The organism is Mesorhizobium sp. LMG17149, assembly GCF_024518695.1.
In the GTDB taxonomy this organism is placed as follows: domain Bacteria; phylum Pseudomonadota; class Alphaproteobacteria; order Rhizobiales; family Rhizobiaceae; genus Mesorhizobium.
The window spans coordinates 505,026-529,432 of sequence record NZ_JANIFL010000004.1 but is presented as its reverse complement, the minus strand read 5'-3'; the positions used below and the strand labels follow the sequence as shown (position 1 = coordinate 529,432).

Below are 24,407 nucleotides of genomic sequence, written 5' to 3'. Positions count from 1 at the left end.
AAACGACAATGATGGGCGTCGTCTGGTCGCTTCTCGGCATCCTGTCCGGCGCCTTCATTGCCATTCAGGCGCCGATCAATTCGCAGCTGGCGCGCGGCCTGGGCCTCCCGGTCGCGGCGGCTGCGTTTTCGTTCCTGTCGGGCGCGATCGTGCTCGGCATCATCTCCGTCACAGTGGTGAAGCTGCAAGGCATCTCGCTCGACTGGAAGGCGCCGGCGCCCTGGCTGTTCGTGGCCGGCGGCATGCTGGGCGGTTTCTATGTCACGCTGTCGACTATCCTGACGCCACGCATCGGTGCGGCCGCGCTGATGGCGTTTCTGGTCACCGGCCAGTTGCTGGCCGGCATGCTCATCGACCGCGTCGGCATCCTCGGCGTCGCGGTGCGTGAAATCTCGCTCGGCCGCGTTGCCGGCGCGGTGCTGCTCTTGGCCGGAGCGCTGCTCGTCCGGCTCTACTGATGCGCGTCGATCTCTTTGACTTCGACTTGCCGGAGGAGCGCATCGCGCTCCGCCCGGCGCAGCCGCGTGACAGCGCCAAGATGCTTCTGGTCAAATCAGGCGAAGGGCTCGAGGACCGGACGGTCGGCGACCTGCCGTCCTTGCTCAGGGCCGGCGACGTGCTGGTGTTCAACGACACCAAGGTCATTCCAGCGCAGCTCAAAGGCATAAGGCGGCGGGGCGAAGCGACGGCGCAGGTCGAAGCCACGCTGCATATGCGCATGGCGCCGGACCGCTGGCTGGCCTTCATGCGGCCGGGCAAGCGCATAGCCGCCGGCGACCGCATCCATTTCGGCCATGACGGCAATTCCTGTTTCCTCGGTCAGCTCGACGCCACGGTGATCGAGAAAGGCGAGGGCGGCGAAGCACTGCTCGGCTTCGACCTGTCGGGGCCCTTCCTCGACGAGGCACTGCACGCGGTCGGCCACATTCCGCTGCCGCCCTACATCGCCTCGAAACGCGACGACGACGAACGCGACCGGGCCGACTACCAGACCATCTATGCAAGCGAGGAAGGCGCCGTCGCGGCTCCGACAGCGGGCCTGCATTTCACGCCGGAGCTTTTTGCAGCGCTTGACAGCAAGGGCATCGAACGCCGCTTCGTCACCTTGCATGTCGGCGCCGGTACGTTCCTGCCGGTGAAGGCCGACGACACCGCCGACCACAAGATGCATGCCGAGACCGGTTCGGTCAGCGAAGCCACTGCGGACGCCCTGAATGCCGCAAGAGCAAGAGGCGGGCGCGTCGTTGCCGTCGGCACGACCTCGCTGCGACTGCTGGAGAGTGCGGCGCGTGAGGACGGTACTCTGGCTGCGTGGTCCGGTCCGACCGATATCTTCATCACGCCCGGCTACCGTTTTCGCACCGCCGACGTGCTGATGACCAATTTCCATCTGCCGCGCTCGACGCTGTTCATGCTTGTCTCGGCCTTCAGCGGCCTCGACACGATGCGTGCGGCCTATGCCCATGCGATCGAGAACCGTTACAGATTCTATTCCTATGGCGACGCAAGCCTGCTTTTCCGAGCGGAGACGAGCGATGGACGATGATCTGCAAGCCTTTGACCGCTATGCGCTGAATGCGGAATTGAAAAAGCTGCGCGCCGGCATTCGCCAGCACCTCGATTCCGCCATGCGCGGCTGCATCCACTACCGCCAGTCGCTCGACAATCAGGCGCCGGACGCCCCGATCCACGACAAGGAATTCAATGGCTAAGCCGTTCAGCTTCAAGGTTCTGGCAACCGACGGCAAGGCGCGACGCGGCGTGATCGACATGCCGCGCGGCGAAATCCGCACGCCGGCCTTCATGCCGGTCGGCACCGGCGGCACCGTCAAGGCCATGTATATGGACCAGGTGCGCGGTGTCGGCGCCGACATCATCCTGGGCAACACCTATCATCTGATGCTGCGGCCCGGCGCCGAGCGTGTGGCGCGGCTCGGTGGCCTGCACGAGTTCGCCCGCTGGCCGCATCCTATCCTGACCGACAGCGGCGGTTTCCAGGTGATGTCGCTGTCGAAGCTGAGAAAGCTGACCGAAAAGGGCGTCACCTTCCGCTCGCATATCGATGGCGCCGCCTACGAGATGTCGCCGGAGCGTTCGATAGAGATCCAGGGATTGCTCGATTCCGATATCCAGATGCAGCTCGACGAATGCACGGCGCTGCCGGCCGAGATGAAGGAAATCGAGCGCGCCATGGAGCTGTCGTTGCGTTGGGCCGAGCGCTGCAAGACGGCGTTCGGCGATCAGCCGGGCAAGGCGATGTTCGGCATCGTGCAAGGCGGCGACAACGCGGCGCTGCGGGAGCGCTCGGCGCAGGCGCTGAGCGCGATGGAGCTGAAGGGCTATGCGGTCGGCGGCCTGGCCGTCGGCGAACCGCAAGCGGTGATGCTCGAGATGCTCGACATCACCTGCCCGGAACTGCCAGCGGACAAGCCGCGCTATCTGATGGGTGTCGGCACGCCCGACGATATCCTGAAATCGGTGGCGCGCGGCATCGACATGTTCGACTGCGTGATGCCGACACGGGCCGGCCGCCACGGCCTTGCCTATACAAGGCGCGGCAAGGTCAATCTGCGCAACGCCCGCCATGCCGACGATCCACGGCCGCTCGACGAGGAAAGCGACTGCCCGGCCGCCCGGGACTACTCACGCGCCTATCTGCATCATCTGGTGCGCTCGCAAGAAGCGCTCGGTGCTATGCTTTTGACCTGGAACAACCTTTCCTACTACCAGAAACTGATGCAGGACATCCGCGCTGCGATCGAGACCGGCGCCTTCGAGGCGCGCGGCGCGGAAATCACCGAGGGCTGGGCGAGGGGCGATATCCCGTTGCTGTGAGGCCTCAAGTGCTGAGCGAATTCGAGGCGCGCAGGCTGCAGCCGGTGATCTGGAACGTGCCATCGGCTGTTGCTGCAAAGTGTAGACCGCCTCGTAATCCTTGCCGTCAGGGCCGACGATCAGCACCTGCTGGACAATCGACCCCGGTGCCGTCTCCTCGACCTTGCCGAAGGAATAGGTCCGCGGCTTGCGCACCGGCGGGTAGCCGTTGGTCACCATATTCATGAAGGCATCGACGGTCGGGAAGATCCGCTTCACATTCGGGGCGGCGAAGCTGTAGGCGGTGGCGCCGTCATCGGCGATGAGGGCCTTCAACTGGCCATCGATGACGGACTGGCCCGCCTTGATCTCGGCATCGCCGGCCAATGCCGACGACACAAAGAGGAATGGAACGACTGCGATTGCGAAAAAGGCGCGGCGCATGGCCTGTCTCCGTTGTCCCGCGAAATATCTTCCTTCGAAATGCTGCTGTCCGAAGGCGCATCATAACATACGCTTGGCAGCGCATCGCGGTTTCAGCGATTGCGAATAATCGCTGGCGATCGGCGGCAGGTTGCATGCCGGTGTAGGAGCTGCGGAAGGTCGGGGCCCAGGCCTGGGCCGGCTGAGTACGGATTCCAGCGCTTGAAAGCCCGCCTCCAGTCTGCCAGAAGGGCCGCTGGACTTGGACGTTTAGCGGGACGAAGCCATGAAGGCGTTTTTCGTGCAGATCAAATGCGAGCTCGGCAAATCCTATGAGGTTGCCAGTGCGCTTGCCGATGCCGAGATCGCCTCGGAAATCTACTCCACCGCCGGCAATTACGATCTGCTCGCCAAATTCTACGTCGACGACGAGGAAGACGTCGGCCATTTCGTCAATGAGAAGGTGCAGATTCTCCCCGGCATCAAGGACACGTTCACCGTCGTCACGTTTCGCGCTTTCTAGCCTGGAAACGCGTTTGCCCGGGCACGAGGCAAAGGCTGATCAAGGTCATATTTCACCTGCCTCAATTTTAGGCAGGCGCAACATACTGATCGCCCGTATCTCCCAAATCACCGATTGCGCTTGATTTTCTCCGGCGACGTCAGTGAAATGGCGTCACAGGGGAGTATGCGATTGGCAGCGTTCGATGAAATGCTTCCGGAAGTCTCCGGATTGAGAAGACCGTATTCGGCTTATGATCGCTGGCTGAAGGAGCAGGATCCGGTCAGGCTGACCGAGAAGATGCAGGACGCCGAACGCGTCTTCCGCAAGACCGGCATCACCTTCGCCGTCTATGGCGAGCAGGAAGCTTCCGAGCGGCTGATCCCGTTCGATATCGTTCCACGCATCATTTCAGGCAATGAATGGCGGCGCCTCACGCAGGGCATCGAGCAGCGCGTGCAGGCGCTAAACGCCTTCCTCGACGACATCTACCACCGCCAGGAAATCCTGCGCGCAGGGCGCGTCCCCAGGGAATTGATCGCCAGGAACGAGGCCTTCCTGCCGGAGATGATCGGGGTCAGGCCGCCGGCCGGCGTCTACACCCACATCATCGGCGTCGACATCGTCCGCATCTCGGAGGACGAATTCTACGTGCTGGAGGATAATGCGCGCACGCCGTCGGGCGTCTCCTACATGCTGGAGAACCGCGAGACGATGATGCAGCTGTTCCCCGAGCTGTTCCAGAAGATCAAGGTACGGCCGGTGGAAAACTACCCGCAGCTTCTGCGCCAGTCGCTGGCGGCGGTGCGGCCGCAAAGCATCAAGGGCGCGCCGACCATTGCGGTGCTGACGCCCGGCAGCTTCAACTCCGCCTATTTCGAACACGCCTTCCTCGCCGACCAGATGGGCGTGCAGCTGGTCGAAGGCCAGGATCTGCGCGTCGTCGACGGCCATGTCGCGATGCGCACGACCGAAGGCTACAAGCAGATCGATGTGCTCTACCGGCGCGTGGACGATTCCTTCCTCGACCCGCTGACCTTCCGGCCGGACTCCGCACTTGGCATACCCGGCATCATGGATGTCTATCGGGCCGGCAACATCACCATCGCCAATGCGCCGGGCACCGGCATCGCCGACGACAAGGCGATCTATTCCTACATGCCCGAGATCATCGAATTCTACACCGGCCGCAAGGCGATCCTGGGCAACATCCCAACCTGGCGCTGCTCGGAGCCCGACAGCCTGAAATACGTGCTCGAGCACATCGACGAACTGGTGATCAAGGAAGTCCATGGTTCCGGCGGCTACGGCATGCTGGTCGGGCCGGCTGCGACCAAGAAGGAATGCGAGACCTTTGCCAAGAAACTCCAGGCAAAACCTTCGAATTACATCGCCCAGCCGACGCTGGCGCTGTCGACATGCCCGATCCTGACGGAAAAGGGGCTGGCGCCGCGCCATGTCGATCTCAGGCCTTATGTGCTGGTCTCCGATCGCATCCAGATCGTGCCGGGCGGCCTCACGCGTGTCGCGCTGAAGGAAGGCTCGCTGGTCGTGAATTCCTCGCAAGGCGGCGGGACGAAAGATACTTGGGTGCTGGATGATTGAGACGAGCAGGGGGACGCAGCAATCATGAGACGCATTCCCTATTCGCTACTCGCTACTCGCTACTCGCTCAAAATCGGGGCACGTTGATATGCTTCTCGGCCGCACCGCCAACGGGCTTTACTGGATGAATCGCTATATCGAGCGGGCGGAGAACATGGCGCGCTTGGTCGATGCCGGTTTGCGCATGGCGCTGACTCGTACCCAGAGTGCCTCGGAAGAGTGGAATTCGGTGCTGCTCAGCGCCGGTTCCGACGTCACCTTCAGCCAGAAATATTCTGACTATACCGCGGCCAACGTCGCCGACTTCCTGTTGCGCGACACGTCGAACCCGTCGAGCACGATGGCGTCGATCGAGACGGCCCGCAACAATGCCCGCATGGTGCGTACCGCGCTGACGCGCGAAACCTGGGAAAGCATCAACGAAGCCTGGATGTCGCTGAAGCGGATGCTGGCCAAGCCGATCGACGAGCGCGACCTGCCCAGCGTACTCGACGCCATCAAGCGCGAGACGGCGCTGATCCGCGGCTCGTTCTACGGCACCATGCTGCGCAACGAAATCTTCGACTTCTCGCAGCTCGGCACCTATGTCGAGCGCGCGGACAACACGGCGCGCATCCTCGACGTGAAATATTATGTGCTGCTGCCGTCGATCTCCTGGGTCGGCTCGACGCTCGACAATTATCAGTGGGAATCGATCCTGCGTTCGGTCTCGGCGCATCGCTCCTACCGTTGGGTCTACGACGCCGATTACAAGCCGACCAACATTGCCGACTATCTGATCCTCAATGTCCGCATGCCGCGTTCGCTGATGTTCTGCTATCGCTTCCTGTCGGAGCACCTGAAATTCCTCGGCGACGATTACGGCGAACGCCATGCCTGCCACGCAACGGCCGAGAAGACGCAGACAATGCTGAGAGCCGGGTCGATCAAGGGCATATTCGACGCCGGGCTGCATGAATTCCTGGCCAATTTCATTCGCGACAACACCAAGCTGGGCGAAGAGATCGCACAAGATTACCGGTTCAATTGAGCATGGTCCCGAAAGGTGGGAGCCGGTTTTCTCGGACAAATGAAACCGTTTGTCCGGAGATCGTGCTCACAAACGGAATAGAAGCATGCGGCTGAAGATCACCCATCGGACCGAATACCGCTACGACGCGCCGGTGCACTATCTGTTGCAGCGGCTGCGGCTGCTTCCGGTCAGCGGGTCGACGCAGACCGTTCTGTCCTGGGCCTTGACCATCGAAGGCGCGCGCGAAGAAGTTCGCTTTGTCGACCATTTCGGCAATGACACAAGGCTGCTAAGCGTCGAGGGCGAGCGCGACTTCATCACGGTGGAAGCATCAGGCGAAGTGGTGACACGCGACACCGCGGGTGTCTCGGGGCCGCACCAGGGCTTTACGCCGCTCTGGCTGTACAGCCATGAGACGCCATTGACGGTGATCGGCAGCGGTATCCGCGAACTCGCCGCATCGGTCGGCAAGGGCAGCGACATCGAAAGGCTGCACCGGCTGATGGCTGTCATCGGCGAGCGCGTTGTCTACACGCCCGGCACCACCAGTGCGACGACGCCGGCGGAGGAAGCCTTGGCGCTGAAAACCGGGGTCTGCCAGGATCATACCCATATCTTTGCCGCCGCGGCGCGTGCCATGGGCTTTCCGGCCCGCTATGTCAGCGGCTATCTGATGCTGGAAGCCACGGTCGAGCAGGCGGCCAGCCATGCCTGGGCCGAGGCGCATGTTTCGGGTCTCGGCTGGGTTGCCTTCGATGCCGCCAATGGCATTTCACCCGACGAGCGTTATGTAAAGGTGGCAACGGGCCGCGATTACCGCGACGCCACGCCGGTGTCGGGAATTCGGCTGGGACAGGCGGAAGAACAGCTTGCGGTCACCGTCACGGTGGAGCAGTAATCCTCGCAAGATTGCTGCCGAGCGATTCATCGTTTCAAGGAAACGCCGAACCGCTCTATCCCCTTGTTTTAACGCAATTCCGGACGGAAAACCGCTTCACACTTTTCCTGGAATTGCTCTAGAAGAGATTCCATGACCTATTGCGTTGGCCTGAAGATCGATCGCGGGCTCGTGTTCATGTCGGACACGCGTACCAATGCAGGCATGGATTCCATCTCCACCTTTCGCAAGATGCATGTCTGGGAAGAGCCGGGCGAGCGCGTCATCGTTTTGATGTCGGCGGGCAATCTGGCGACGACGCAGGCCGTGGTCAGCCTGCTCGACGAGCGCACCAAGGCGATCTCCGAAAGACATTCCACGCTGCTCGAAACGCCGTCGATGTACCAAACGGTCCGCATTGTTGGCGACACGGTCAAGGAGGTCATCGCCAATTCGTCACCCGCTGGCGAGAAGGCGGATTCCTATTTCAATGCGTCCTTCATCCTCGGCGGTCAGATCAAGGGCAGCGAGCCGCGCCTGTTCATGATCTATCCCGAAGGCAATTTCATCGAATCGACCGATGACACGCCGTTTTTCCAGATCGGCGAGACCAAATACGGCAAGCCGATCATCATCCGCGCCTACGAAAAGACGATGAGCCTCGCCGAGACGGTGAAGCTGCTTTTGGTGTCGTTCGATTCGACGTTGAAGTCGAACCTGTCCGTCGGCTTGCCGCTCGACCTGCTGTTCCTGGAGAAGGACGCCTTCAAGGTCGGATTGAAGAAGCGGATCGGCCAGGACGACCAGTATTACCGCACGATCTCCGACGGCTGGTCGAATGCGCTGAAGACGGCCTTTGCCAGCCTGCCGGATTTCCCGGGCTGAGGCGTGCGGCATCCGTTGTCGGTTGCGTCTATTTCACGCGTTAATTAATAAAGAGACCAGCCGCGATGGATGGTGGCGGTCGATCATGTCGGGAGGACAGGATGAACAACGATGATTTCCGGCAATGGTCGCGCCGCGCCGCCGACTGGGGCGCCGACTACCGCAATACGCTACGCGAGCGGCCGGTGCGGCCGCTGGTCGAACCGGGCGACATTTTTCGAAGCATTGAGGCTTCGCCGCCCGAAGACGCCGAGCCGATGGACCGGATCTTCGCCGACTTCGAAGAGAAGATCCTGCCGGGAATGACGCATTGGCAGCATCCCCGCTTCTTCGCCTATTTCCCGGCCAATGCGGCGCCGGTTTCGGTGGTGGCGGAATATCTGGTTTCGGCGATGGCCGCGCAATGCATGCTCTGGCAGACGTCGCCGGCGGCGACCGAACTCGAAACGCGCACCGTCGACTGGATGCGCCAGGCGCTCGGCCTGCCGGAAGGTTTCTCGGGCGTAGTCCAGGATTCAGCCTCGTCGGCGACACTGGCCGCAGTGCTGACCATGCGCGAACGGGCGCTCGATTGGCAAGGCAACAAACAAGGCCTGGCAGGGCAGGCGCGGCTGCGCATCTACTCCTCCGACCAGGTGCATACTTCGATTGACCGGGCGATCTGGGTGTCCGGCATAGGCGAGGACAATCTCGTGCGCATTCCCGTCGCCGGCCGCTTTCGCGCCATGGATACGGCGGCACTCGAGGCGGCAATCATCGCCGACAGGGAAGCCGGCATGCTGCCGGCCGGCATCATCGCTTGCGTCGGCGGCACCAGCACCGGGGGCGCCGACGATATTGCAGCGGTTGTCGAGGTCGCACGGCGGCATGGGCTTTATCTTCACGTCGACGCCGCATGGGCGGGATCGGCGATGATCTGTCCGGAATATCGGCATTTCTGGACAGGCGTCGAAGGCGCCGATTCAATCGTTTTCAATCCGCACAAATGGCTGGGCGCCCAGTTCGACTGCTCTATCCAGTTCCTGCGCGATCCCGAAAGCCATGTGAGGACGCTGGCCATCAAGCCGGATTATCTGAAGACACACGGCCACGACGGCATCATCAACTATTCCGAATGGTCGGTGCCGCTCGGCAGGCGATTTCGCGCGCTGAAATTGTGGTTCCTGCTGCGCGCCCATGGCCTGGAAAATCTGCGCACGATGATCCGCAATCATGTCGGGTGGAGCGAAGCGCTGGCGGCGCGGCTGGCAAGGGAGTTGGATTTCGAGATCGTCAGCGAACCGATGCTGTCGTTGTTCTCGTTCCGACACAAGATCGCAACCGACGCGGACGAGCACAATCTGCGCCTGGTCAATGCGATCAACGACGATGGCCGCATCTACCTGACGCAGACGAAGGTCGATGGCAGGATCGCAATCCGGTTCCAGGTCGGACAGTTCGAGGCGACCGCCGCCGATGTTGATACGGCCTTCACCGTCATCACGGAAATCGCGCGCGCAATGGATTGATCGGGCACAATCTGGTTTGCGTTCGTATTCACCTTGGCAATCACATGCATTTCATTAGCCGGCTTATGCCTTTTCATCGGTTTCGTTTTCGACTATAGACAAGAAAAACGAAAACGGGAGGTTGCCTATGTATCTGTCGCCGCGCCATGCCGAGATTATCCAGATGGCCAAGGATCATGGCCGCGTGCTGGTCGATGATCTGGCCACCCACTTCAATGTGACGCCGCAGACCATACGCAAGGACCTCAACGATTTGTGCGACCAGCGGCTGCTCTCGCGCATCCATGGCGGCGCGTTGTATCCCTCCGGCATCGAGAACATGGAATATGAGGCGAGACGCAAGATCGCCGCCGACGAGAAGGAGGCGATCGGCCGTGCGGCCGCCAGGCTGATCCCCGACAATGCCTCGCTGTTCATCAACATCGGCACCACGACCGAGTCGGTCAGCAAGGCGTTGCTCGATCACAACGGGCTCATGGTCATCACCAATAACATCAATGTTGCCAATAGGATGCGGATATATCCCTCGATCGAGGTGGTGATCGCCGGCGGGGTTGTGCGCGGTTCCGATGGCGGTGTGGTCGGCGAAGCGGCGGTCGACTTCATCAGGCAGTTCAAGGTCGACTATGCGGTGATCGGTGCATCCGCCATCGACCATGACGGCGCCTTGCTCGATTTCGATTTTCGCGAGGTCAAGGTGGCGCAGGCGATCATCGCCAATGCAAGGCATGTCATCCTGGTTTCCGACCAGACCAAATTCGAGCGAACCGCACCGGTGCGCATCGGCCATCTGTCGCAGGTCAACACCTTCATCACCGATCGTTGCGACATCCCGTCAGTGCGCAAGATCTGCCAGGAGGCCGAGGTTCAGTTGATCGAGACGTCGCTCGCCTAGGCGGTTTCTGCCCGATATCACGCGCTCGTGATATTTCGTTTGACATTCGTTATCATTTCGAAATAATTCCGACACGGTTTCGTAAAAGCCCAAAAATGGTGCAATGCGAAATCGTTGGAGGAATTGTGGACGCATCTCCGATCCGTGACATTTTCGTCATAGGTGGCGGCATCAATGGCTGCGGCATTGCCCGTGATGCCGTCGGTCGTGGCTTTTCCGTGTTTCTCGCCGAGATGAACGACCTAGCCAGCGGAACCTCCTCGGGTTCGACCAAATTGATCCATGGCGGCCTGCGCTACCTCGAATTCTACGAATTCCGCCTGGTGCGAGAGGCGCTGATGGAGCGCGAGGTTTTGTGGAAGAACGCGCCGCACATCATCTGGCCGATGCGGTTCGTGCTGCCCTATGCCAAAGGCCTGCGTCCGGCCTGGCTGATCAGGCTCGGTCTCTTCCTCTACGATCACATTGGCGGGCGCAAATTGCTGCCCGCGACCCGGACGCTGGACATGGCCAGGGATCCGGCCGGCAAGCCTTTGAAGCCGCTGTTCAAGAAGGCCTTCGAATATTCGGATGGCTGGGTCAATGATGCACGGTTGGTGGCGCTGAACGCGCGTGATGCCGCCGACCGCGGCGCCACGGTCCGCACCCGCACGAAAGTGACCGGCGCGCGCCGCGAAAACGGCCTTTGGACGATCCAGATCGAGGATCTGCAGAGCGGCGAGACCGAGGAGATCAAGGCGCGACTGCTGGTCAATGCCGCCGGCCCCTGGGTCGATCATGTGCTGTCCGGCGTCGTCGGGCTCAACGATGTGCACAATGTCCGCCTCGTGCAGGGCAGCCACATTGTCATCGCCAGGAAGTTCGACGATCCACGCGCCTATTTCTTCCAGAACAAGGATGGTCGCATCATCTTCGCCATTCCCTATGAGGAAGAGTTCACACTGATCGGCACCACCGACCAGGATTATCCCGGCGATCCGCATGACGTGAAGATCAGCGACACCGAGATCGATTACCTCTGCGCCGCGGCAAGCGAATATTTCGCTCAACCCGTCAAGCGCTCGGACATCGTCTGGACCTATTCGGCCGTCCGTCCGCTCTATGATGACGGAGCCTCCAAGGCGCAGGAAGCGACGCGGGACTATGTGCTCAAGGCCGATGGCGGCGAGGGCGCTGCCCCAATTGTCAATGCTTTCGGCGGCAAGATCACCACCTATCGCCGGCTGTCGGAATCGATGCTGGAAAAGATCGAGGGTTTTCTCGGCAAACGCGGCAAGCCGTGGACGGCAAACGCGCCGTTGCCGGGCGGCGATTTCCCGGCCACCGGTTTCGATGCCGAAGTGGCGAAATTGAAAACCGCTTATCCATTCCTCGACGCGCGCCTGGCTCGCCGGTTGACCCGGCTCTATGGAACCCGCGCGAGGATGCTGCTGGGGCTGGCCAAATCGAACGTCGATCTCGGCCGCAACTTCGGCGCCGATCTCTACGAGGCCGAGGTGCGCTATCTCGTTCAAAACGAATGGGCCGTCACATCGGAAGATGTATTGTGGCGCCGGACCAAGCGCGGCCTGCATCTCGGCCGCGAGCAGGTGGCGGCCCTCGATGAGTTCATGCGCGGCATAAGCCGGCGCCATGTTGCGGCTGCCGAATGAAGAGGGGTTTGAGCTGATGCGGAAGGCCTGGGAGGAGGCGTCATGCTGGAACTGAGAAACGTCACCAAGGCGGTCGGCGCGGTCGAGCATATAAGCGACGTGTCGCTGACGCTCCAGCACGGCTCGCTCAACGTCCTGCTCGGACCTACGCTCTCCGGCAAGACAAGCCTGATGCGGCTGATGGCCGGCCTGGACGTGCCGACCTCCGGTTCGATCTGGTTCGACGGCCAGAATGTCACTGGCGTGCCGGTCCAGAAGCGCAAGATCGCTATGGTCTACCAGCAGTTCATCAATTATCCGGCGATGACCGTCTATGAGAACATCGCCTCGCCGCTCAGGGTGGCCGGCATCGAGCAGGCCAGGATCGACAGCCAGGTGCGTGAAGCCGCCGCTCTTCTCAAGCTGACACCCTATCTCGATCGCACGCCGCTCAGCCTGTCGGGCGGCCAGCAGCAGCGCACCGCGCTGGCGCGCGCCATCGTCAAGAACGCCAGCCTGGTGCTGCTCGATGAACCGCTCGCCAATCTCGACTACAAATTGCGCGAGGAACTGCGCGCCGAATTGCCCAGGATATTCGCCGCCGCCGGCACCATCTTCGTCTACGCCACGACCGAGCCGCACGAGGCCCTGCTGCTCGGCGGCAACACGGCGACGCTTTCGCAAGGCAAGATCACCCAGTTCGGACCGACCATCGAGGTGTTCCGCAAGCCGGTAGACCTGGTGACAGCCAGGACGTTTTCCGATCCGCCGCTCAACACCATCGTGCTTGCCAAGAAGGGCCGGGATTTCCTGCTCGAGGGCGGCGTGAACCTGCCGGTGCCGGCCGAGCTCTCCGGCATTGCCGATGCCATGTACACGATCGGTTTTCAGCCGCACCACCTGTCGCTCGAGCGGCCCAATGCGGCGGCGGTACCGGTGCGCGCCAAGGTGACGATCACCGAGATCACCGGATCGGAGAGCTTCATCCATCTCGATTTCGCCGATGCGCGCTGGGTCATGCTGACCCATGGTATCAGGCATTTCGAGCCGGACGAGGTGGTCGAGGTGTTCATCGATCCGCGCCACATCATGGTTTTCGACGAGCACGGCAGCGCCGTGACTGCGCCGAAGCTGGCGGCTTGAGGGCAAAGAGATGGCACGCATCGACGTCAACCATGTCAGGCATTCCTACCTGCCGAACCCGCAGAAGGATGCCGATTTCGCGCTGCGGGAAGTGCATCATGTCTTCGAGGACGGCGGCGCCTATGCGCTGCTCGGGCCCTCCGGTTGCGGCAAGACCACGCTGCTCAACATCATTTCGGGATTGTTGCACCCCTCGCACGGCCAGTTGCTGTTCAACGGCAAGGACGTGACCAATTTGTCGACGCAGGAGCGCAACATCGCGCAGGTGTTCCAGTTCCCGGTCATTTACGACACCATGACCGTCTACGACAATCTGGCCTTCCCGCTGCGCAACCGCGGCGTGCCGGAAGCCGATGTCGACCGCAAGGTTCGCGAGACGCTGGAGATGATCGATCTGGCGTCGTGGGCGAAGAAGAAGGCGAGGGGCCTGACCGCCGACCAGAAGCAGAAGATCTCGCTCGGCCGCGGTCTGGTGCGCTCCGACGTCAACGCCATCCTTTTCGACGAGCCGCTGACCGTCATCGATCCGCACATGAAGTGGGTGCTGCGCTCGCAGCTGAAGCAGTTGCACCGCCGCTTTGGCTACACCATGGTCTATGTGACCCACGACCAGACCGAGGCGCTGACCTTCGCCGAGCAGGTCGTGGTCATGTATGATGGCGGCATCGTGCAGATCGGCACACCGGCCGAATTGTTCGAACGCCCGCGCCATACCTTCGTCGGTTATTTTATCGGCTCGCCGGGCATGAACGTCATGCCGGTGGCAATCGACGGCAAGACGGCGACGCTCGGCTCACAGCGCATCGAACTGCCGGGTGCACCCAAGGCAGGCAGCGGCGCCGTCGAGCTCGGCATCCGTCCCGAATATGTCCGGCTCGGTCGCGAAGGCATGGCCGTGCAAGTCAGCAAGGTCGAGGATCTCGGCCGCCACAAGGTGGTGCGCGCCAAGCTCGAAGGCCGCGATATCTCTGCCGTGATCGGTGAGGACGAGACCCTGCCCGCCGATCCGAAGGTGCGGTTCGACCCGGCCGGCATCAACATCTATGCCGATTCCTGGCGTGTCGAGATGGAGGCCTAGATGGAGAAGACCTGGAACAACAAGGCCTGGTTCATGGTGCTGCCGGTCCTCCTGCTGGTGGCGTTCTCGGCGGTGATCCCGCTGATGACGGTGGTCAACTATTCGGTGCAGGACACGTTCGGAAACAACGTCTTCTTCTGGAACGGCTCGGACTGGTACACCGAAATCCTGGAGTCGGAACGCTTCTGGCTGTCGATGGTCCGCAACCTGATCTTTTCCGCAACCATCCTCGCCATCGAGATCCCGCTCGGCATCTTCATCGCTCTCAACATGCCCAAGAAAGGCTGGGGCGTGCCGGTCTGCCTGGTGCTCATGGCTCTGCCGCTGCTGATCCCGTGGAACGTCGTCGGCACGATTTGGCAGGTGTTCGGCCGCATCGACATTGGCCTGCTCGGCTACACGCTGTCGTCGCTCGGCTTCGACTACAACTACGTCAACGATCCGACCGACGCCTGGGTGACGGTCATCCTGATGGACGTATGGCACTGGACAAGCCTCGTTGTTCTGCTCTGCTACGCCGGACTGGTCTCGATCCCCGATGCCTTCTACCAGGCGGCCAAGATCGACGGCGCCTCACGCTGGGCAGTGTTCCGCTACATCCAGCTGCCGAAGATGAACCGCGTGCTTCTGATCGCGGTGCTGCTGCGCTTCATGGACTCGTTCATGATCTACACCGAGCCGTTCGTCGTCACGGGCGGAGGCCCTGGCAATTCGACGACGTTCCTGTCGATAGACCTGGTCAAGATTGCCATCGGTCAGTTCGATCTCGGGCCGGCGGCGGCCATGTCGATCATCTACTTCCTGATCATCCTTTTGCTGTCTTGGGTGTTCTACACCGTCATGACCAATGTCGATGCGGAGCGCTGAGATGAGCGGCGCCAACGAAGGAACGACGAGGCAGGACCGGGTGCGTGAGACGGCGGTTTCGGACGGGCTCGCCAGCACATTGTCGCAGGACCAGCTTGCGCGGCTGATGCGCCGGCGCGGCGAAGAATCCCGGTTCTGGTGGTTGGTGCCGACGATCTACATCATCTTTCTGATGCTGCCGATCTACTGGCTGGTCAATATGAGCTTCAAGACCAATCAGGAGATCCTGGGCGCCTTTTCGCTGTGGCCGAAGAGCCCGACCCTGGCCAACTACATCGTGATCTTCACCGACCCGTCCTGGTACAAGGGCTACATCAATTCGATCATCTATGTCGTCATGAACATGGTGATCTCGGTTTCGGTGGCGCTGCCGGCAGCCTACGCTTTCTCGCGCTACCGGTTCCTCGGCGACAAGCACCTCTTCTTCTGGCTATTGACCAACCGCATGGCGCCGCCGGCGGTGTTCGCGCTGCCATTCTTCCAGCTCTATTCGGCCTTCGGGCTGATCGACACGCATATCGCGGTGGCGCTGGCACACTGCCTGTTCAACGTGCCGCTGGCGGTCTGGATCCTCGAGGGTTTCATGTCCGGCGTGCCGAAGGAGATAGACGAGACCGCCTATATCGATGGCTATTCCTTCCCGCGCTTCTTCCTGAAAATCTTCATGCCGCTGATCGCCAGCGGCGTCGGCGTGGCCTGCTTCTTCTGCTTCATGTTCTCATGGGTCGAGCTGCTGATCGCGCGCACCTTGACCACGACCGCCGCCAAGCCGATCGCCGCGATCATGACGCGCACGGTCTCGGCCTCCGGGCTCGACTGGGGCGTGCTCGCCGCCGCCGGCGTGCTCACCATCCTTCCAGGCGCGCTCGTGATCTGGTTCGTCCGTAATTACATCGCCAAGGGCTTCGCCCTGGGGAGGGTTTGATGGCGGAAGCGGATATCAAGATCTCAGAACTGCGCCACCTGACCAACAGCCTATTTGATTGTCTGGAAGGTCAAGGCGTTGACGGTATCCATGTGAGGCAAAGTCAGTACTGGAAGGTATATTTTGCTGATGCATTCGAGGTCGGACCTCCGACGCTAGTGATGGGCGACGTGTACGACGATCTCAACGATATGCGGGCAGAGGTCCAGGGGCCCAACGACGACACCACCCTTTGGCACGCATTTATGCATCTCTCCGGCTTGATCAATATTGTCGCCTACGCCGCCGAAAACGGTGACCTCGCGAAGCGAGTGGCAATGGAGAAACACCCATGAACCTCACCTGGATGGCATGGACGCTGCCGACGGCGATCTTTTTCATCACGATCCTGGTGCTGCTCTGTGGCATGGCGGCTTGGGAATACGTCTCGCCTGGCGGCAATCCCCGGGTCGGCGTCCTGCGCTTCGAGACGACGCGCGGCGACCGCCTCTTTGTTTCGCTGCTCGGCAGCGCCTTTATCCATCTCGCTTGGCTGGGTCTTGTCGGACCCAACCTGTGGTGGGCTCTCGCTCTCTCCGTAGTCTACGCCGTCGGCGTGTTCCGCTACGTATAGAGGGGGAAACTGTTGGAGCGACCGCGTGCCGACGGCCGCTCCAGATGCACTTGAAACTGAAAAGTGGAGGAAACGAAATGCGAAGGCAATTTTTAACATCAACGACTGCGCTTGTCCTGCTCTGGGGAGCAGGCCAGGCCTATGCCGGAATGGACGAAGCCAAGACCTTCCTCGATACCGAAATCAAGGACTTGTCGACGCTCGATCGCGCCGGCCAGGAAGCCGAGCTGCAATGGTTCATCGATGCCGCGAAGCCTTTCGCCGGCATGGACATCAAGGTGGTCTCCGAGACCATCGATACGCATAGCTATGAGTCCAAGGTTCTGGCGCCCGCTTTCACCGCGATCACCGGCATCAAGATCACCCACGACCTGATCGGCGAAGGCGATGTCGTCGAAAAGCTGCAGACGCAGATGCAGTCGGGCGAGAATATCTATGACGCCTACGTCAACGACTCCGACCTGATCGGCACGCACTGGCGCTACCAGCAGGCGCGCAGCCTGACCAAGTGGATGGCGAATGAGGGCAAGGACGTCACTAACCCCAACCTCGACCTCGCCGACTTCATCGGCACCAAGTTCACGACCGCTCCGGACGGCGACCTTTACCAGCTGCCCGACCAGCAGTTCGCGAATCTCTACTGGTTCCGCTACGACTGGTTCAACGACGAGAAGAACAAGGCCGATTTCAAGGCCAAGTACGGCTACGACCTCGGCGTTCCGGTCAACTGGTCGGCCTATGAGGACATCGCCGAGTTCTTCACCGGCCGCGAGATCGACGGCAAGAAGGTCTATGGCCACATGGATTACGGCAAGAAGGATCCGTCGCTCGGCTGGCGGTTCACCGATGCCTGGCTGTCCATGGCCGGCAATGGCGACAAGGGCCTGCCGAACGGTCTTCCGGTCGACGAATGGGGCATCAAGGTCAACGAGAAGTCGCAGCCTGTCGGCTCGTGCGTCGCGCGCGGCGGCGACACCAATGGCCCGGCTTCCGTGTATTCGATCCAGAAGTACCTGGATTGGCTGAAGGCCTATGCGCCGCCGGAAGCCCAGGGCATGACGTTCGGCGAATCCGGCCCCGTCCCGTCGCAAGGCACGGTCGCGCAGCAGATGTTCACTTACACCGCCTTCACCGCCTCCTTCGTCAAGGACGGGCTGCCGGTCGTGAACGCGGACGGCACGCCGAAATGGCGCTTTGCTCCGTCGCCGCACGGCGTCTACTGGAAGGACGGCATGAAGCTCGGCTATCAGGACGTGGGTTCATGGACGCTTCTCAAGTCCACGCCTGACGATCGCGCCAAGGCCGCCTGGCTCTATGCGCAGTTCGTCGTGTCGAAGACGGTCGATGTGAAGAAGAGCCATGTCGGCCTGACGCTCATCCGCGAGTCGACGATCCAGGACAAGAGCTTCACGGAACGCGCTCCGAAGCTCGGCGGCCTGATCGAGTTCTACCGCTCGCCGGCCCGTGTTCAGTGGTCGCCGACCGGAACGAACGTGCCGGACTATCCGAAGCTGGCACAGCTCTGGTGGCAGGCGATCGGCGATGCGTCGTCGGGTGCCAAGACGGCGCAGGAGGCGATGGACTCGCTTTGCTCCGAGCAGGAAAAGGTCATGGAACGCCTGGAAAAGGCCGGCATCCAGGGCGATATCGGCCCGAAGATGGCCGAAGAGCATGACCTCGCCTACTGGAACGCCGACGCGGTCAAGAAGGGCAATCTCGCTCCTCAGCTGAAGATCGAGAACGAGAAGGAAAAGCCGATCACTATCAATTACGACGAACTGGTGAAGAGCTGGCAGAAGTAGACTGTTCTAAGCGGGCGTCTGCGCCCGTGTGACATTGGGGGAGGCGGCATCTTGCCGTCTCCCCTGTTTGTGTAAAAGACTAAGCGGGGAGGCATAATGACCGGATATATCCTTGCCATCGACCAGGGCACGACTTCGACCCGGGCGATCCTGTTCGACGGCGAGATGAAGGTCGCCGGCAGCGGGCAAAAGGAATTCGCCCAGCACTATCCGGCCTCCGGCTGGGTCGAGCACGATCCGGAAGATATCTGGGCGAGTGTGGTGTCGACCGTGAAGGCGGCGCTGAAGAAGGCCGGCCGGAATGCTTCAGACGTGGCGGCACTCGGTATCACCAATCAGCGCGAAACAGTCGTCATCTGGGACAAGGCGACCGGCAAGCCGATCCACAATGCCATTGTCTGGCAGGACCGGCGCACCGCGCCGCTGTGCCAGAAACTCAAGAAGCAGGGCCTGGAAAAGACATTCACCAAGAAGACCGGCCTGCTGCTCGATCCCTATTTTTCCGGCACCAAAATCGCCTGGATGCTGAACAAGGTGAAAGGCGCGAGAAAACGCGCCGAGAAAGGCGAACTGCTCGCCGGCACCATCGACAGCTTTTTGATCTGGCGGCTGACCGGCGGGAAGGTCCACGCCACGGACGCCACCAACGCCTCGCGCACACTGGTCTACAACATCGCTGAGAATGCCTGGGACGACGAGCTGCTGTCGATCCTCAACATCCCCGCAAAAATGCTTCCCAAGGTGAAAGACTGCGCCGATGACTATGGAATCACGGAGAAAAATCTCTTTGGCGCCGAGATAAGAATCCTCGGTGTCGCCGGCGACCAGCATGCGGCAACCATCGGCCAGGCCTGTTTCGAGCCGGGCATGATGAAATCCACCTACGGCACCGGCTGCTTTGCCCTGCTCAACACCGGGAGCGATCTTGTGCGTTCGAAGAACCGGCTCTTGACCACCATTGCCTACAGGCTGAACGGCAAGACGACCTACGCGCTGGAGGGCTCGATCTTCATTGCCGGCGCCGCGGTCCAATGGCTGCGCGATGGCATCAAGGTGATCGGCAAGGCCGAACAAAGCGGCAAACTGGCTGATGAAGCCGATCCAACCCAAAACGTCTACCTGGTGCCGGCCTTCGTCGGGCTCGGCGCGCCGCATTGGGACGCCGAGGCACGCGGCGCCATTTTCGGACTGACGCGCAATTCCGGCCCGGCGGAGTTTGCCCGCGCCGCCTTGGAATCGGTTGCCTACCAGACGCGCGACCTGCTCGACGCCATGCGCAAGGACTGGAAGGGGGCTTCGGCCAAGACCGTGTTGCGGGTCGATGGCGGCATGGTGGCGTCGGACTGGACCATGCAGCGTCTGGCCGACATCCTCGATGCACCGGTCGACCGCCCGACCATTCTCGAGACGACCGCGCTCGGTGCAGCCTGGCTGGCCGGCTCGAAAGCTGGCGTTTGGCCGGATGCCAGGAAGTTCGCGAAGAGCTGGGCGCTGGAACGACGCTTCCAGCCGGACATGGATGGCTCCGTGCGCGTAGCCAAGCTCGCGGGTTGGCGCGATGCTGTGCGACGGACGTTGAGCGTGTCATAAACAGCCATCAGTGGTGGGTGATAGGGCGCGAGGAATGCAGCCAGATTGGTATCCTGCTTGGCGCGACGAGGCTATCGAACAGCTGAAGGCCAAAAATGCACGCGCGAACAAGGAGTTTCGCCTCGGCGATTGCTCGCGCTATGACTACGACCTGACGGCCGGAACGCTTCTGTTCTCGCAAGACCGGGTCGCCAAGGTGGTCACCGAGATCCAGATTGTCGGCTCAACGAGCACCGAGGCCGGCAACTGGCTGTGGGCTTGGGCAAATTCAAGCCTGCCCAGCGAGCTCCTCAGCGATGCAAAGCTGGTTCGATCCTTCGGAGAGCAGAATGGCATTGACGAACTGGCCCAAGCCTATGCGACGGATGCGGACAATGCGCTGGAAGTGGTTGGTTGGGAACTCAGTGCGGTGATGGCCCGTATCTGCAATGGGTTGGGTATCTATCGTTGTCCCAACAGAGAGGACGGCGGTGGCTTTTATCTGATGCTCAAGAGCATCAACTGGGCAAGTTGACGGCAACTGTTCTCGTCCGGCCAATCGATCAAAAGCCCGCGCCGTTGCCGGCGCGAGCTCCACTCAACGTATCTCAGCTACTTAAACGCGCCTTGATCAGTAAGGCGAACGGCACTCCTTGCGAGGGCCGTAATTCGGCTGGAACGTGTTGTCCGAAGCACGGTAGCTGCGATAGCGGTCGTAGCACCACTGGACGTGGGCGTTGCCTCCGTAGACGCGGTTGTTCTCGTTGTTGATGATGGCACCGGTGATCAGCGCGCCGGTCGCGAACGCCGCAAGCGGGAACCAATAATCGCCGTGACGACGGTAGCCGGGGCGATATTCGCGATAGCCGCGATGGCCGTTCCAATACGCGCCGCGATTGCGGGAAAAATTACGGTCGCGCGAAAAATTGCGGTCACGCGAAAAATTGCGATTGTAGCGGTCCTTGCGCCACTCCCGGTACTGGACTGTCTGCACATCCGGCACCGCGACCTGGGATTGCGGCACATAGTTCGGTTGGGCGTTAACCGACACGGCCTCCGCCGCAACGAATGTGGCGGAGAGAGTGGCCGCCAGAAGGCTCGTTGTGATTCTGTTCATTGGTTTTCTCCTCGATGGTTTGGCGGACGTCCCTGTGCCGGGAAAACGAGCGGCGCATACAATTGTTCCCCAGACTGGATGCCGCTGTCGGGCAGAAATGCCAGTGTTCCCTTGGCTGTTCTCCCACCGGTGGCGCGGCTGGCAAGTGTCGCGACAGGCCGAAGCCACCCGTGTTTGCGAGCTCTCTTTTTCCGGTTGACCGGTCGAGGCACTCTCCCTATGTTCCGCGCAATTTCGAGGGCCGCCTTTCGCCCGCGGGAGCGCGTAGCTCAGCCGGTAGAGCAACTGACTTTTAATCAGTAGGTCATGGGTTCGAATCCCATCGCGCTCACCAAATTCACCAAATAAATCAATATGTTGACCCGCTCGTGCTACTGATGTTCTGTGGGAAAAGGCAATCTGGATTCGGGTGGGGTTCCGCGCGGCGAGGGTAGCCGCCGCCCCAAAACACAAAGGGGCGGCTGAATCCTTTCGCTGGGGGGATTGTCAGGGCTCGACAACTCCGATGCCCGGTAGGTTCTTTCTCATCCACTCCAAAAGCACTAGGAGCGCTTCAACGGGGCGGTCCCGGTATTGTTCCTCGATCTCGCGTGCGACCTCAGCGGCTTTAGGGCTCATTTGGGTTTCTCCCATATTTCAATTGACGGGATAGAGTAGCCCGGAACCGAAATGGATTTCGCCTCGCTAGCGAACTATTTTTCAGGCTCCATTTCTATTGTTTTCAATGGTTTGGCATGGGACAGGAATATGGGAAATCCATTTTTTTGGGAGGGGACAATGTCACCACAAGGCCTTCAGACGACCGCAGCGATTGCTAGCGCTATCGCCGCCATGTTTTCGGTAATTGCGACGCTTTGGGGCCCGCTGTGGGCAGCAAACCTATCTGAAAAATTGCGGGCAAGATCGGAGCAGGAGCATGCGCGCCTGTCTTCGAAAAGAGCTGTGTTCAACATCCTGATGCAGGAACGGGCGAAGATCGGCTCACGCGAAGCCAATCGAGCGCTCAACCTCGCTGTTGTTGCATTCTCGGATTCGAAAACAGTTCGTGACAAGCTTGGTGCGTTCTATCGTGGTATTCATACTGGAATGCTGACAGGGCACAAGGCCAACGAAGCTTTGATAGACTTGCTAAAATCTATGGCTGTAGAAGTACGTCTGCCTTCCGAGCTTACGGCCGACGAAATCTCGAATGTTTTTGGCTCCACAGAACTATGACCCCCAGAATGGAAAAAAGCGGCGCCCCGAAACCAGCCAACGCGATAGTCGAGACACCATCGCCGACAGCACCACTGATACCTGTTGAAACGAGATATCAGGCGCAAAAGGAACTGTTGTTTATTGCCCTTGAAAAGCAATATGAATATGGAAAATGGCTTCTTGCGTCTCTCTTGGCGGTCCACGCCGGATCTTTGCTGGCGATCTCGCAAGCGGGAGCCGCCAGGGCACCTCTTTACCACTCCTGCGGACCTCTACTGATCTATGGGGTGGCCACAACGCTCATCGCAGGCGGCTTGGCTTGGATCAATTTCACTATCGTCGCAAACGTCTACGCTGGTTTCCTAAAGGACATAAGAGAGGGTAGAGAGCCGACGCTGAAAGGTGGAAAGAGGGTGGTTGCTCGGGTGACACTCTGGATCACGCCGCTTGCCGCGATCGTTTCTCTGGTGCTCTTTCTAATTGCAGCCGTACGAGCAGCGAACGTCATCTAATTTCCGGGCCAAGGTGACTATAGGGGGAAGACAACATCGAGCCGGCACGATCTATTGTTGTAGCAATTTCCTATGGAGGACGAAGTGGACGACAAAAATCAACACCTAGAAGATTTACAGGAGTTCCGAGCAATATATGTCAGTGAGCGGCGCAACCAAATTCGAACGGCGCTTGATTTGCGAAAGTCGAATGGCGACGGTGGCATGTGGGGTCAACAACTTAAGGCGCTTCAAGAAATTATAGAAGCAGTCGACCGAGCTATTGCGGATGAGCAAGACGCTGAGCCATCCGTCTATGAGAAGCGCGGACTCCGGACGATCGACTGAAAACGCAGTACAATGCCAAGAAGCAAAAAAGCCGCCCCCTTTCGGGAGCGGCGCTTTGAGGGCTGGCGAAGCAGGAGTTAGTCTTGGGAAAAAACAATTCATGGAAGTATCTTGTCGGGGGCATGCTCGGCTTGGCAGTTCTTGGCTATATGAGTTTTGGCAGCTTATGGCACGGAGCGCTTTTCGCTTTCCTCTATGGCATGCTCTATGTGTCTATGGAGGCCGGTTTGGAGCACATCGTAGCGATCTTGAGCCCTAAGCCGCCAAGCTGAACATGAAGTCAAACACATCAGGTGTGATCATTGCTTTGGCCGCAACCTTCCTGCAGCCGTAAATTCTCCACCGCCTTCAGGCGGTGGAGAATTCACTCTTTGGAAAACAGCAAGGACTGTGCGACTTTTCGCGGTCCGTGTGACTTTCTCCAGGATCTCGCCACGGGCAACGACACGACAAGATCGTCCGACTTCGGCTCATTGATTCTGTAAGTCTTTGATTTTGTTACCCGGCGGCGGCAGAGGCCCCGACCGATCCTACAGTCACTGCTGCCTTTGATCGTTCTGGTGGTGTCTCGAAGCCGTCAGCGCTTCCAGAAACCGCGGTGCGGTGCGAGCATCTCGTCGGCGATTTCGGGGAAGGGGCCAAAGACCTCGATCTTTTTCTGGCCGGAGTCGAGGACTGTGCGCGAAGAGAGGCTCATCGTCGGATTCTCCGCGTGATCTCCGGTGAGCGCCAGCAGCTCGGTCTCCTCGACCCCGTAAACCAGCCGCCCGATATTGGCCCAATACATCGTGCCGGCGCACATGGCGCACGGCTCGAAGGTTGAGACCAGCGTGCATTGCCACAGGAACTCCGGCTCATAGGCCGCCGCCGCGCGCCGGGCGAGCTCCGTCTCGGCATGGCGCACCGTGTCGAGATTGCCCTGCCGCATCAGCACGCGATCGTCCGGCCCGACCAGCACGCAACCGAACGGATGGTGCCCATGCGCCGCCGCCTCGCGCGCGACGGCATCGGCGGACCGCAGGTGGGCGAGCATCTGATCGCGGGTCATGGCAAGATCCTGTCATGCCGACATCCACCGATGAGCGGCTGAGCGAGATTGGTGCCA

At 60.6% G+C, this 24,407-nt stretch carries 26 protein-coding genes, 1 tRNA gene and 1 pseudogene; 25 read left to right on the top strand and 3 right to left on the bottom strand.

Annotation, left to right across the window (positions count from 1 at the left end):
- Positions 1-8: 8 nt before the first annotated feature.
- The 4 genes from NP945_RS11835 to tgt are packed head-to-tail and all read left to right on the top strand — an operon-like array spanning position 9 to position 2,835.
- Positions 9-458, top strand: coding sequence for a DMT family transporter (locus NP945_RS11835; RefSeq protein ID WP_256746432.1), 450 nt, complete (start codon positions 9-11; stop codon positions 456-458).
- Entirely contained in the window at positions 458-1,546 is a 1,089-nt protein-coding gene (queA, locus tag NP945_RS11830) for a tRNA preQ1(34) S-adenosylmethionine ribosyltransferase-isomerase QueA (protein ID WP_256746431.1), read from the top strand. The genes NP945_RS11835 and queA overlap by 1 nt, the downstream gene beginning before the upstream one ends.
- Complete coding sequence (locus NP945_RS11825; protein ID WP_164749036.1) at positions 1,536-1,712, top strand: hypothetical protein; 177 nt, start codon at positions 1,536-1,538, stop codon at positions 1,710-1,712. The genes queA and NP945_RS11825 overlap by 11 nt, the downstream gene beginning before the upstream one ends.
- Positions 1,705-2,835, top strand: a complete 1,131-nt coding sequence (gene tgt / locus NP945_RS11820; RefSeq protein WP_127269464.1) for a tRNA guanosine(34) transglycosylase Tgt — start codon at positions 1,705-1,707, stop codon at positions 2,833-2,835. Before NP945_RS11825 ends, tgt begins: the two co-directional genes overlap by 8 nt.
- A gap of 4 nt (positions 2,836-2,839) precedes the next feature.
- On the opposite strand, the pseudogene NP945_RS11815 reads toward tgt, so the two are convergent.
- Positions 2,840-3,258, bottom strand: a pseudogene (locus tag NP945_RS11815) (DUF4864 domain-containing protein).
- Positions 3,259-3,523: 265 nt separating this feature from the next.
- Here NP945_RS11815 and NP945_RS11810 point away from each other — a divergent pair.
- The 17 genes from NP945_RS11810 (at position 3,524) to NP945_RS11730 (ending at position 20,684) form a co-directional block, all read left to right on the top strand.
- Positions 3,524-3,760 (top strand): Lrp/AsnC family transcriptional regulator, encoded by a 237-nt coding sequence (locus NP945_RS11810; RefSeq protein WP_010909609.1) that lies wholly within the window; start codon positions 3,524-3,526, stop codon positions 3,758-3,760.
- Positions 3,761-3,931: 171 nt separating this feature from the next.
- A complete protein-coding gene (locus NP945_RS11805; RefSeq protein WP_256746430.1) occupies positions 3,932-5,344 on the top strand; it encodes a circularly permuted type 2 ATP-grasp protein in 1,413 nt (470 codons plus the stop codon).
- 88 nt (positions 5,345-5,432) lie between these two features.
- Entirely contained in the window at positions 5,433-6,374 is a 942-nt protein-coding gene (locus NP945_RS11800) for an alpha-E domain-containing protein (protein ID WP_027036710.1), read from the top strand.
- Positions 6,375-6,459: 85 nt separating this feature from the next.
- Entirely contained in the window at positions 6,460-7,254 is a 795-nt protein-coding gene (locus NP945_RS11795; RefSeq protein ID WP_127273300.1) for a transglutaminase family protein, read from the top strand.
- Between the two features lie 132 nt (positions 7,255-7,386).
- A complete protein-coding gene (locus NP945_RS11790) occupies positions 7,387-8,118 on the top strand; it encodes a peptidase (protein ID WP_013531816.1) in 732 nt (243 codons plus the stop codon).
- A 101-nt stretch (positions 8,119-8,219) separates the two neighbouring features.
- A complete protein-coding gene (locus NP945_RS11785) occupies positions 8,220-9,626 on the top strand; it encodes an aspartate aminotransferase family protein (protein ID WP_127272311.1) in 1,407 nt (468 codons plus the stop codon).
- Between the two features lie 127 nt (positions 9,627-9,753).
- On the top strand, positions 9,754-10,521 hold the full coding sequence (locus NP945_RS11780) for a DeoR/GlpR family DNA-binding transcription regulator (RefSeq protein ID WP_127258922.1): 768 nt from the start codon (positions 9,754-9,756) through the stop codon (positions 10,519-10,521).
- 125 nt (positions 10,522-10,646) lie between these two features.
- Positions 10,647-12,173 (top strand): glycerol-3-phosphate dehydrogenase, encoded by a 1,527-nt coding sequence (glpD, locus tag NP945_RS11775; protein ID WP_256746429.1) that lies wholly within the window; start codon positions 10,647-10,649, stop codon positions 12,171-12,173.
- 42 nt (positions 12,174-12,215) lie between these two features.
- The gene (locus NP945_RS11770) at positions 12,216-13,295 is read left to right on the top strand and encodes an ABC transporter ATP-binding protein (protein WP_127269023.1); all 1,080 of its coding nucleotides are present in this window, start codon (positions 12,216-12,218) and stop codon (positions 13,293-13,295) included.
- 10 nt (positions 13,296-13,305) lie between these two features.
- Positions 13,306-14,373 (top strand): ABC transporter ATP-binding protein, encoded by a 1,068-nt coding sequence (locus NP945_RS11765; protein ID WP_023812976.1) that lies wholly within the window; start codon positions 13,306-13,308, stop codon positions 14,371-14,373.
- A complete protein-coding gene (locus NP945_RS11760) occupies positions 14,374-15,240 on the top strand; it encodes a carbohydrate ABC transporter permease (RefSeq protein ID WP_127272310.1) in 867 nt (288 codons plus the stop codon).
- Position 15,241: 1 nt separating this feature from the next.
- Positions 15,242-16,165 carry a carbohydrate ABC transporter permease gene (locus tag NP945_RS11755; protein WP_027036701.1) on the top strand — a complete coding sequence of 308 codons (924 nt, stop codon included), beginning with the start codon at positions 15,242-15,244 and terminating at the stop codon, positions 16,163-16,165.
- Entirely contained in the window at positions 16,165-16,500 is a 336-nt protein-coding gene (locus NP945_RS11750) for a hypothetical protein (protein WP_256746428.1), read from the top strand. Before NP945_RS11755 ends, NP945_RS11750 begins: the two co-directional genes overlap by 1 nt.
- Complete coding sequence (locus NP945_RS11745) at positions 16,497-16,778, top strand: DUF2160 domain-containing protein (protein WP_256746427.1); 282 nt, start codon at positions 16,497-16,499, stop codon at positions 16,776-16,778. Before NP945_RS11750 ends, NP945_RS11745 begins: the two co-directional genes overlap by 4 nt.
- A 77-nt stretch (positions 16,779-16,855) precedes the next feature.
- Positions 16,856-18,580, top strand: a complete 1,725-nt coding sequence (locus NP945_RS11740; RefSeq protein ID WP_027036699.1) for an ABC transporter substrate-binding protein — start codon at positions 16,856-16,858, stop codon at positions 18,578-18,580.
- Positions 18,581-18,676: 96 nt separating this feature from the next.
- Positions 18,677-20,170, top strand: a complete 1,494-nt coding sequence (glpK, locus tag NP945_RS11735) for a glycerol kinase GlpK (RefSeq protein ID WP_256746426.1) — start codon at positions 18,677-18,679, stop codon at positions 20,168-20,170.
- A gap of 34 nt (positions 20,171-20,204) precedes the next feature.
- Positions 20,205-20,684, top strand: coding sequence for a DUF6882 domain-containing protein (locus tag NP945_RS11730; protein WP_128309049.1), 480 nt, complete (start codon positions 20,205-20,207; stop codon positions 20,682-20,684).
- A 96-nt stretch (positions 20,685-20,780) separates the two neighbouring features.
- Here the strand turns inward: NP945_RS11730 and NP945_RS11725 are convergent, their stop codons facing one another.
- Complete coding sequence (locus tag NP945_RS11725) at positions 20,781-21,266, bottom strand: BA14K family protein (protein ID WP_256746425.1); 486 nt, start codon at positions 21,264-21,266, stop codon at positions 20,781-20,783.
- Positions 21,267-21,524: 258 nt separating this feature from the next.
- On the opposite strand from NP945_RS11725, the gene NP945_RS11720 reads away from it, so the two are divergent.
- From NP945_RS11720 to NP945_RS11705, 4 genes are all read left to right on the top strand, one after another.
- Positions 21,525-21,600 (top strand) — tRNA-Lys (locus tag NP945_RS11720).
- Positions 21,601-21,935: 335 nt separating this feature from the next.
- Positions 21,936-22,481 carry a DUF6680 family protein gene (locus tag NP945_RS11715; RefSeq protein WP_256746424.1) on the top strand — a complete coding sequence of 182 codons (546 nt, stop codon included), beginning with the start codon at positions 21,936-21,938 and terminating at the stop codon, positions 22,479-22,481.
- Between the two features lie 8 nt (positions 22,482-22,489).
- Positions 22,490-22,975 carry a hypothetical protein gene (locus NP945_RS11710; protein ID WP_256746423.1) on the top strand — a complete coding sequence of 162 codons (486 nt, stop codon included), beginning with the start codon at positions 22,490-22,492 and terminating at the stop codon, positions 22,973-22,975.
- An 84-nt stretch (positions 22,976-23,059) separates the two neighbouring features.
- The gene (locus NP945_RS11705; RefSeq protein WP_256746422.1) at positions 23,060-23,302 is read left to right on the top strand and encodes a hypothetical protein; all 243 of its coding nucleotides are present in this window, start codon (positions 23,060-23,062) and stop codon (positions 23,300-23,302) included.
- 577 nt (positions 23,303-23,879) lie between these two features.
- On the opposite strand, the gene NP945_RS11700 is transcribed toward NP945_RS11705, so the two are convergent.
- Positions 23,880-24,350, bottom strand: coding sequence for a nucleoside deaminase (locus NP945_RS11700; RefSeq protein WP_256746421.1), 471 nt, complete (start codon positions 24,348-24,350; stop codon positions 23,880-23,882).
- Positions 24,351-24,407 lie beyond the last annotated feature (57 nt).

Bases quoted from the DNA above. Each gene is read 5' to 3' on its own strand.
- NP945_RS11835 (WP_256746432.1), top strand. From the start codon at position 9: ATGATGGGCGTCGTCTGGTCGCTTCTCGGCATCCTGTCCGGCGCCTTC.
- queA (WP_256746431.1), top strand. From the start codon at position 458: ATGCGCGTCGATCTCTTTGACTTCGACTTGCCGGAGGAGCGCATCGCG.
- NP945_RS11825 (WP_164749036.1), top strand. From the start codon at position 1,536: ATGGACGATGATCTGCAAGCCTTTGACCGCTATGCGCTGAATGCGGAA.
- tgt (WP_127269464.1), top strand. From the start codon at position 1,705: ATGGCTAAGCCGTTCAGCTTCAAGGTTCTGGCAACCGACGGCAAGGCG.
- NP945_RS11810 (WP_010909609.1), top strand. From the start codon at position 3,524: ATGAAGGCGTTTTTCGTGCAGATCAAATGCGAGCTCGGCAAATCCTAT.
- NP945_RS11800 (WP_027036710.1), top strand. From the start codon at position 5,433: ATGCTTCTCGGCCGCACCGCCAACGGGCTTTACTGGATGAATCGCTAT.
- NP945_RS11795 (WP_127273300.1), top strand. From the start codon at position 6,460: ATGCGGCTGAAGATCACCCATCGGACCGAATACCGCTACGACGCGCCG.
- NP945_RS11790 (WP_013531816.1), top strand. From the start codon at position 7,387: ATGACCTATTGCGTTGGCCTGAAGATCGATCGCGGGCTCGTGTTCATG.
- NP945_RS11785 (WP_127272311.1), top strand. From the start codon at position 8,220: ATGAACAACGATGATTTCCGGCAATGGTCGCGCCGCGCCGCCGACTGG.
- NP945_RS11780 (WP_127258922.1), top strand. From the start codon at position 9,754: ATGTATCTGTCGCCGCGCCATGCCGAGATTATCCAGATGGCCAAGGAT.
- NP945_RS11770 (WP_127269023.1), top strand. From the start codon at position 12,216: ATGCTGGAACTGAGAAACGTCACCAAGGCGGTCGGCGCGGTCGAGCAT.
- NP945_RS11765 (WP_023812976.1), top strand. From the start codon at position 13,306: ATGGCACGCATCGACGTCAACCATGTCAGGCATTCCTACCTGCCGAAC.
- NP945_RS11760 (WP_127272310.1), top strand. From the start codon at position 14,374: ATGGAGAAGACCTGGAACAACAAGGCCTGGTTCATGGTGCTGCCGGTC.
- NP945_RS11755 (WP_027036701.1), top strand. From the start codon at position 15,242: ATGAGCGGCGCCAACGAAGGAACGACGAGGCAGGACCGGGTGCGTGAG.
- NP945_RS11750 (WP_256746428.1), top strand. From the start codon at position 16,165: ATGGCGGAAGCGGATATCAAGATCTCAGAACTGCGCCACCTGACCAAC.
- NP945_RS11745 (WP_256746427.1), top strand. From the start codon at position 16,497: ATGAACCTCACCTGGATGGCATGGACGCTGCCGACGGCGATCTTTTTC.
- NP945_RS11740 (WP_027036699.1), top strand. From the start codon at position 16,856: ATGCGAAGGCAATTTTTAACATCAACGACTGCGCTTGTCCTGCTCTGG.
- glpK (WP_256746426.1), top strand. From the start codon at position 18,677: ATGACCGGATATATCCTTGCCATCGACCAGGGCACGACTTCGACCCGG.
- NP945_RS11730 (WP_128309049.1), top strand. From the start codon at position 20,205: ATGCAGCCAGATTGGTATCCTGCTTGGCGCGACGAGGCTATCGAACAG.
- NP945_RS11725 (WP_256746425.1), bottom strand. From the start codon at position 21,266: ATGAACAGAATCACAACGAGCCTTCTGGCGGCCACTCTCTCCGCCACA.
- NP945_RS11715 (WP_256746424.1), top strand. From the start codon at position 21,936: ATGGATTTCGCCTCGCTAGCGAACTATTTTTCAGGCTCCATTTCTATT.
- NP945_RS11710 (WP_256746423.1), top strand. From the start codon at position 22,490: ATGGAAAAAAGCGGCGCCCCGAAACCAGCCAACGCGATAGTCGAGACA.
- NP945_RS11700 (WP_256746421.1), bottom strand. From the start codon at position 24,350: ATGACCCGCGATCAGATGCTCGCCCACCTGCGGTCCGCCGATGCCGTC.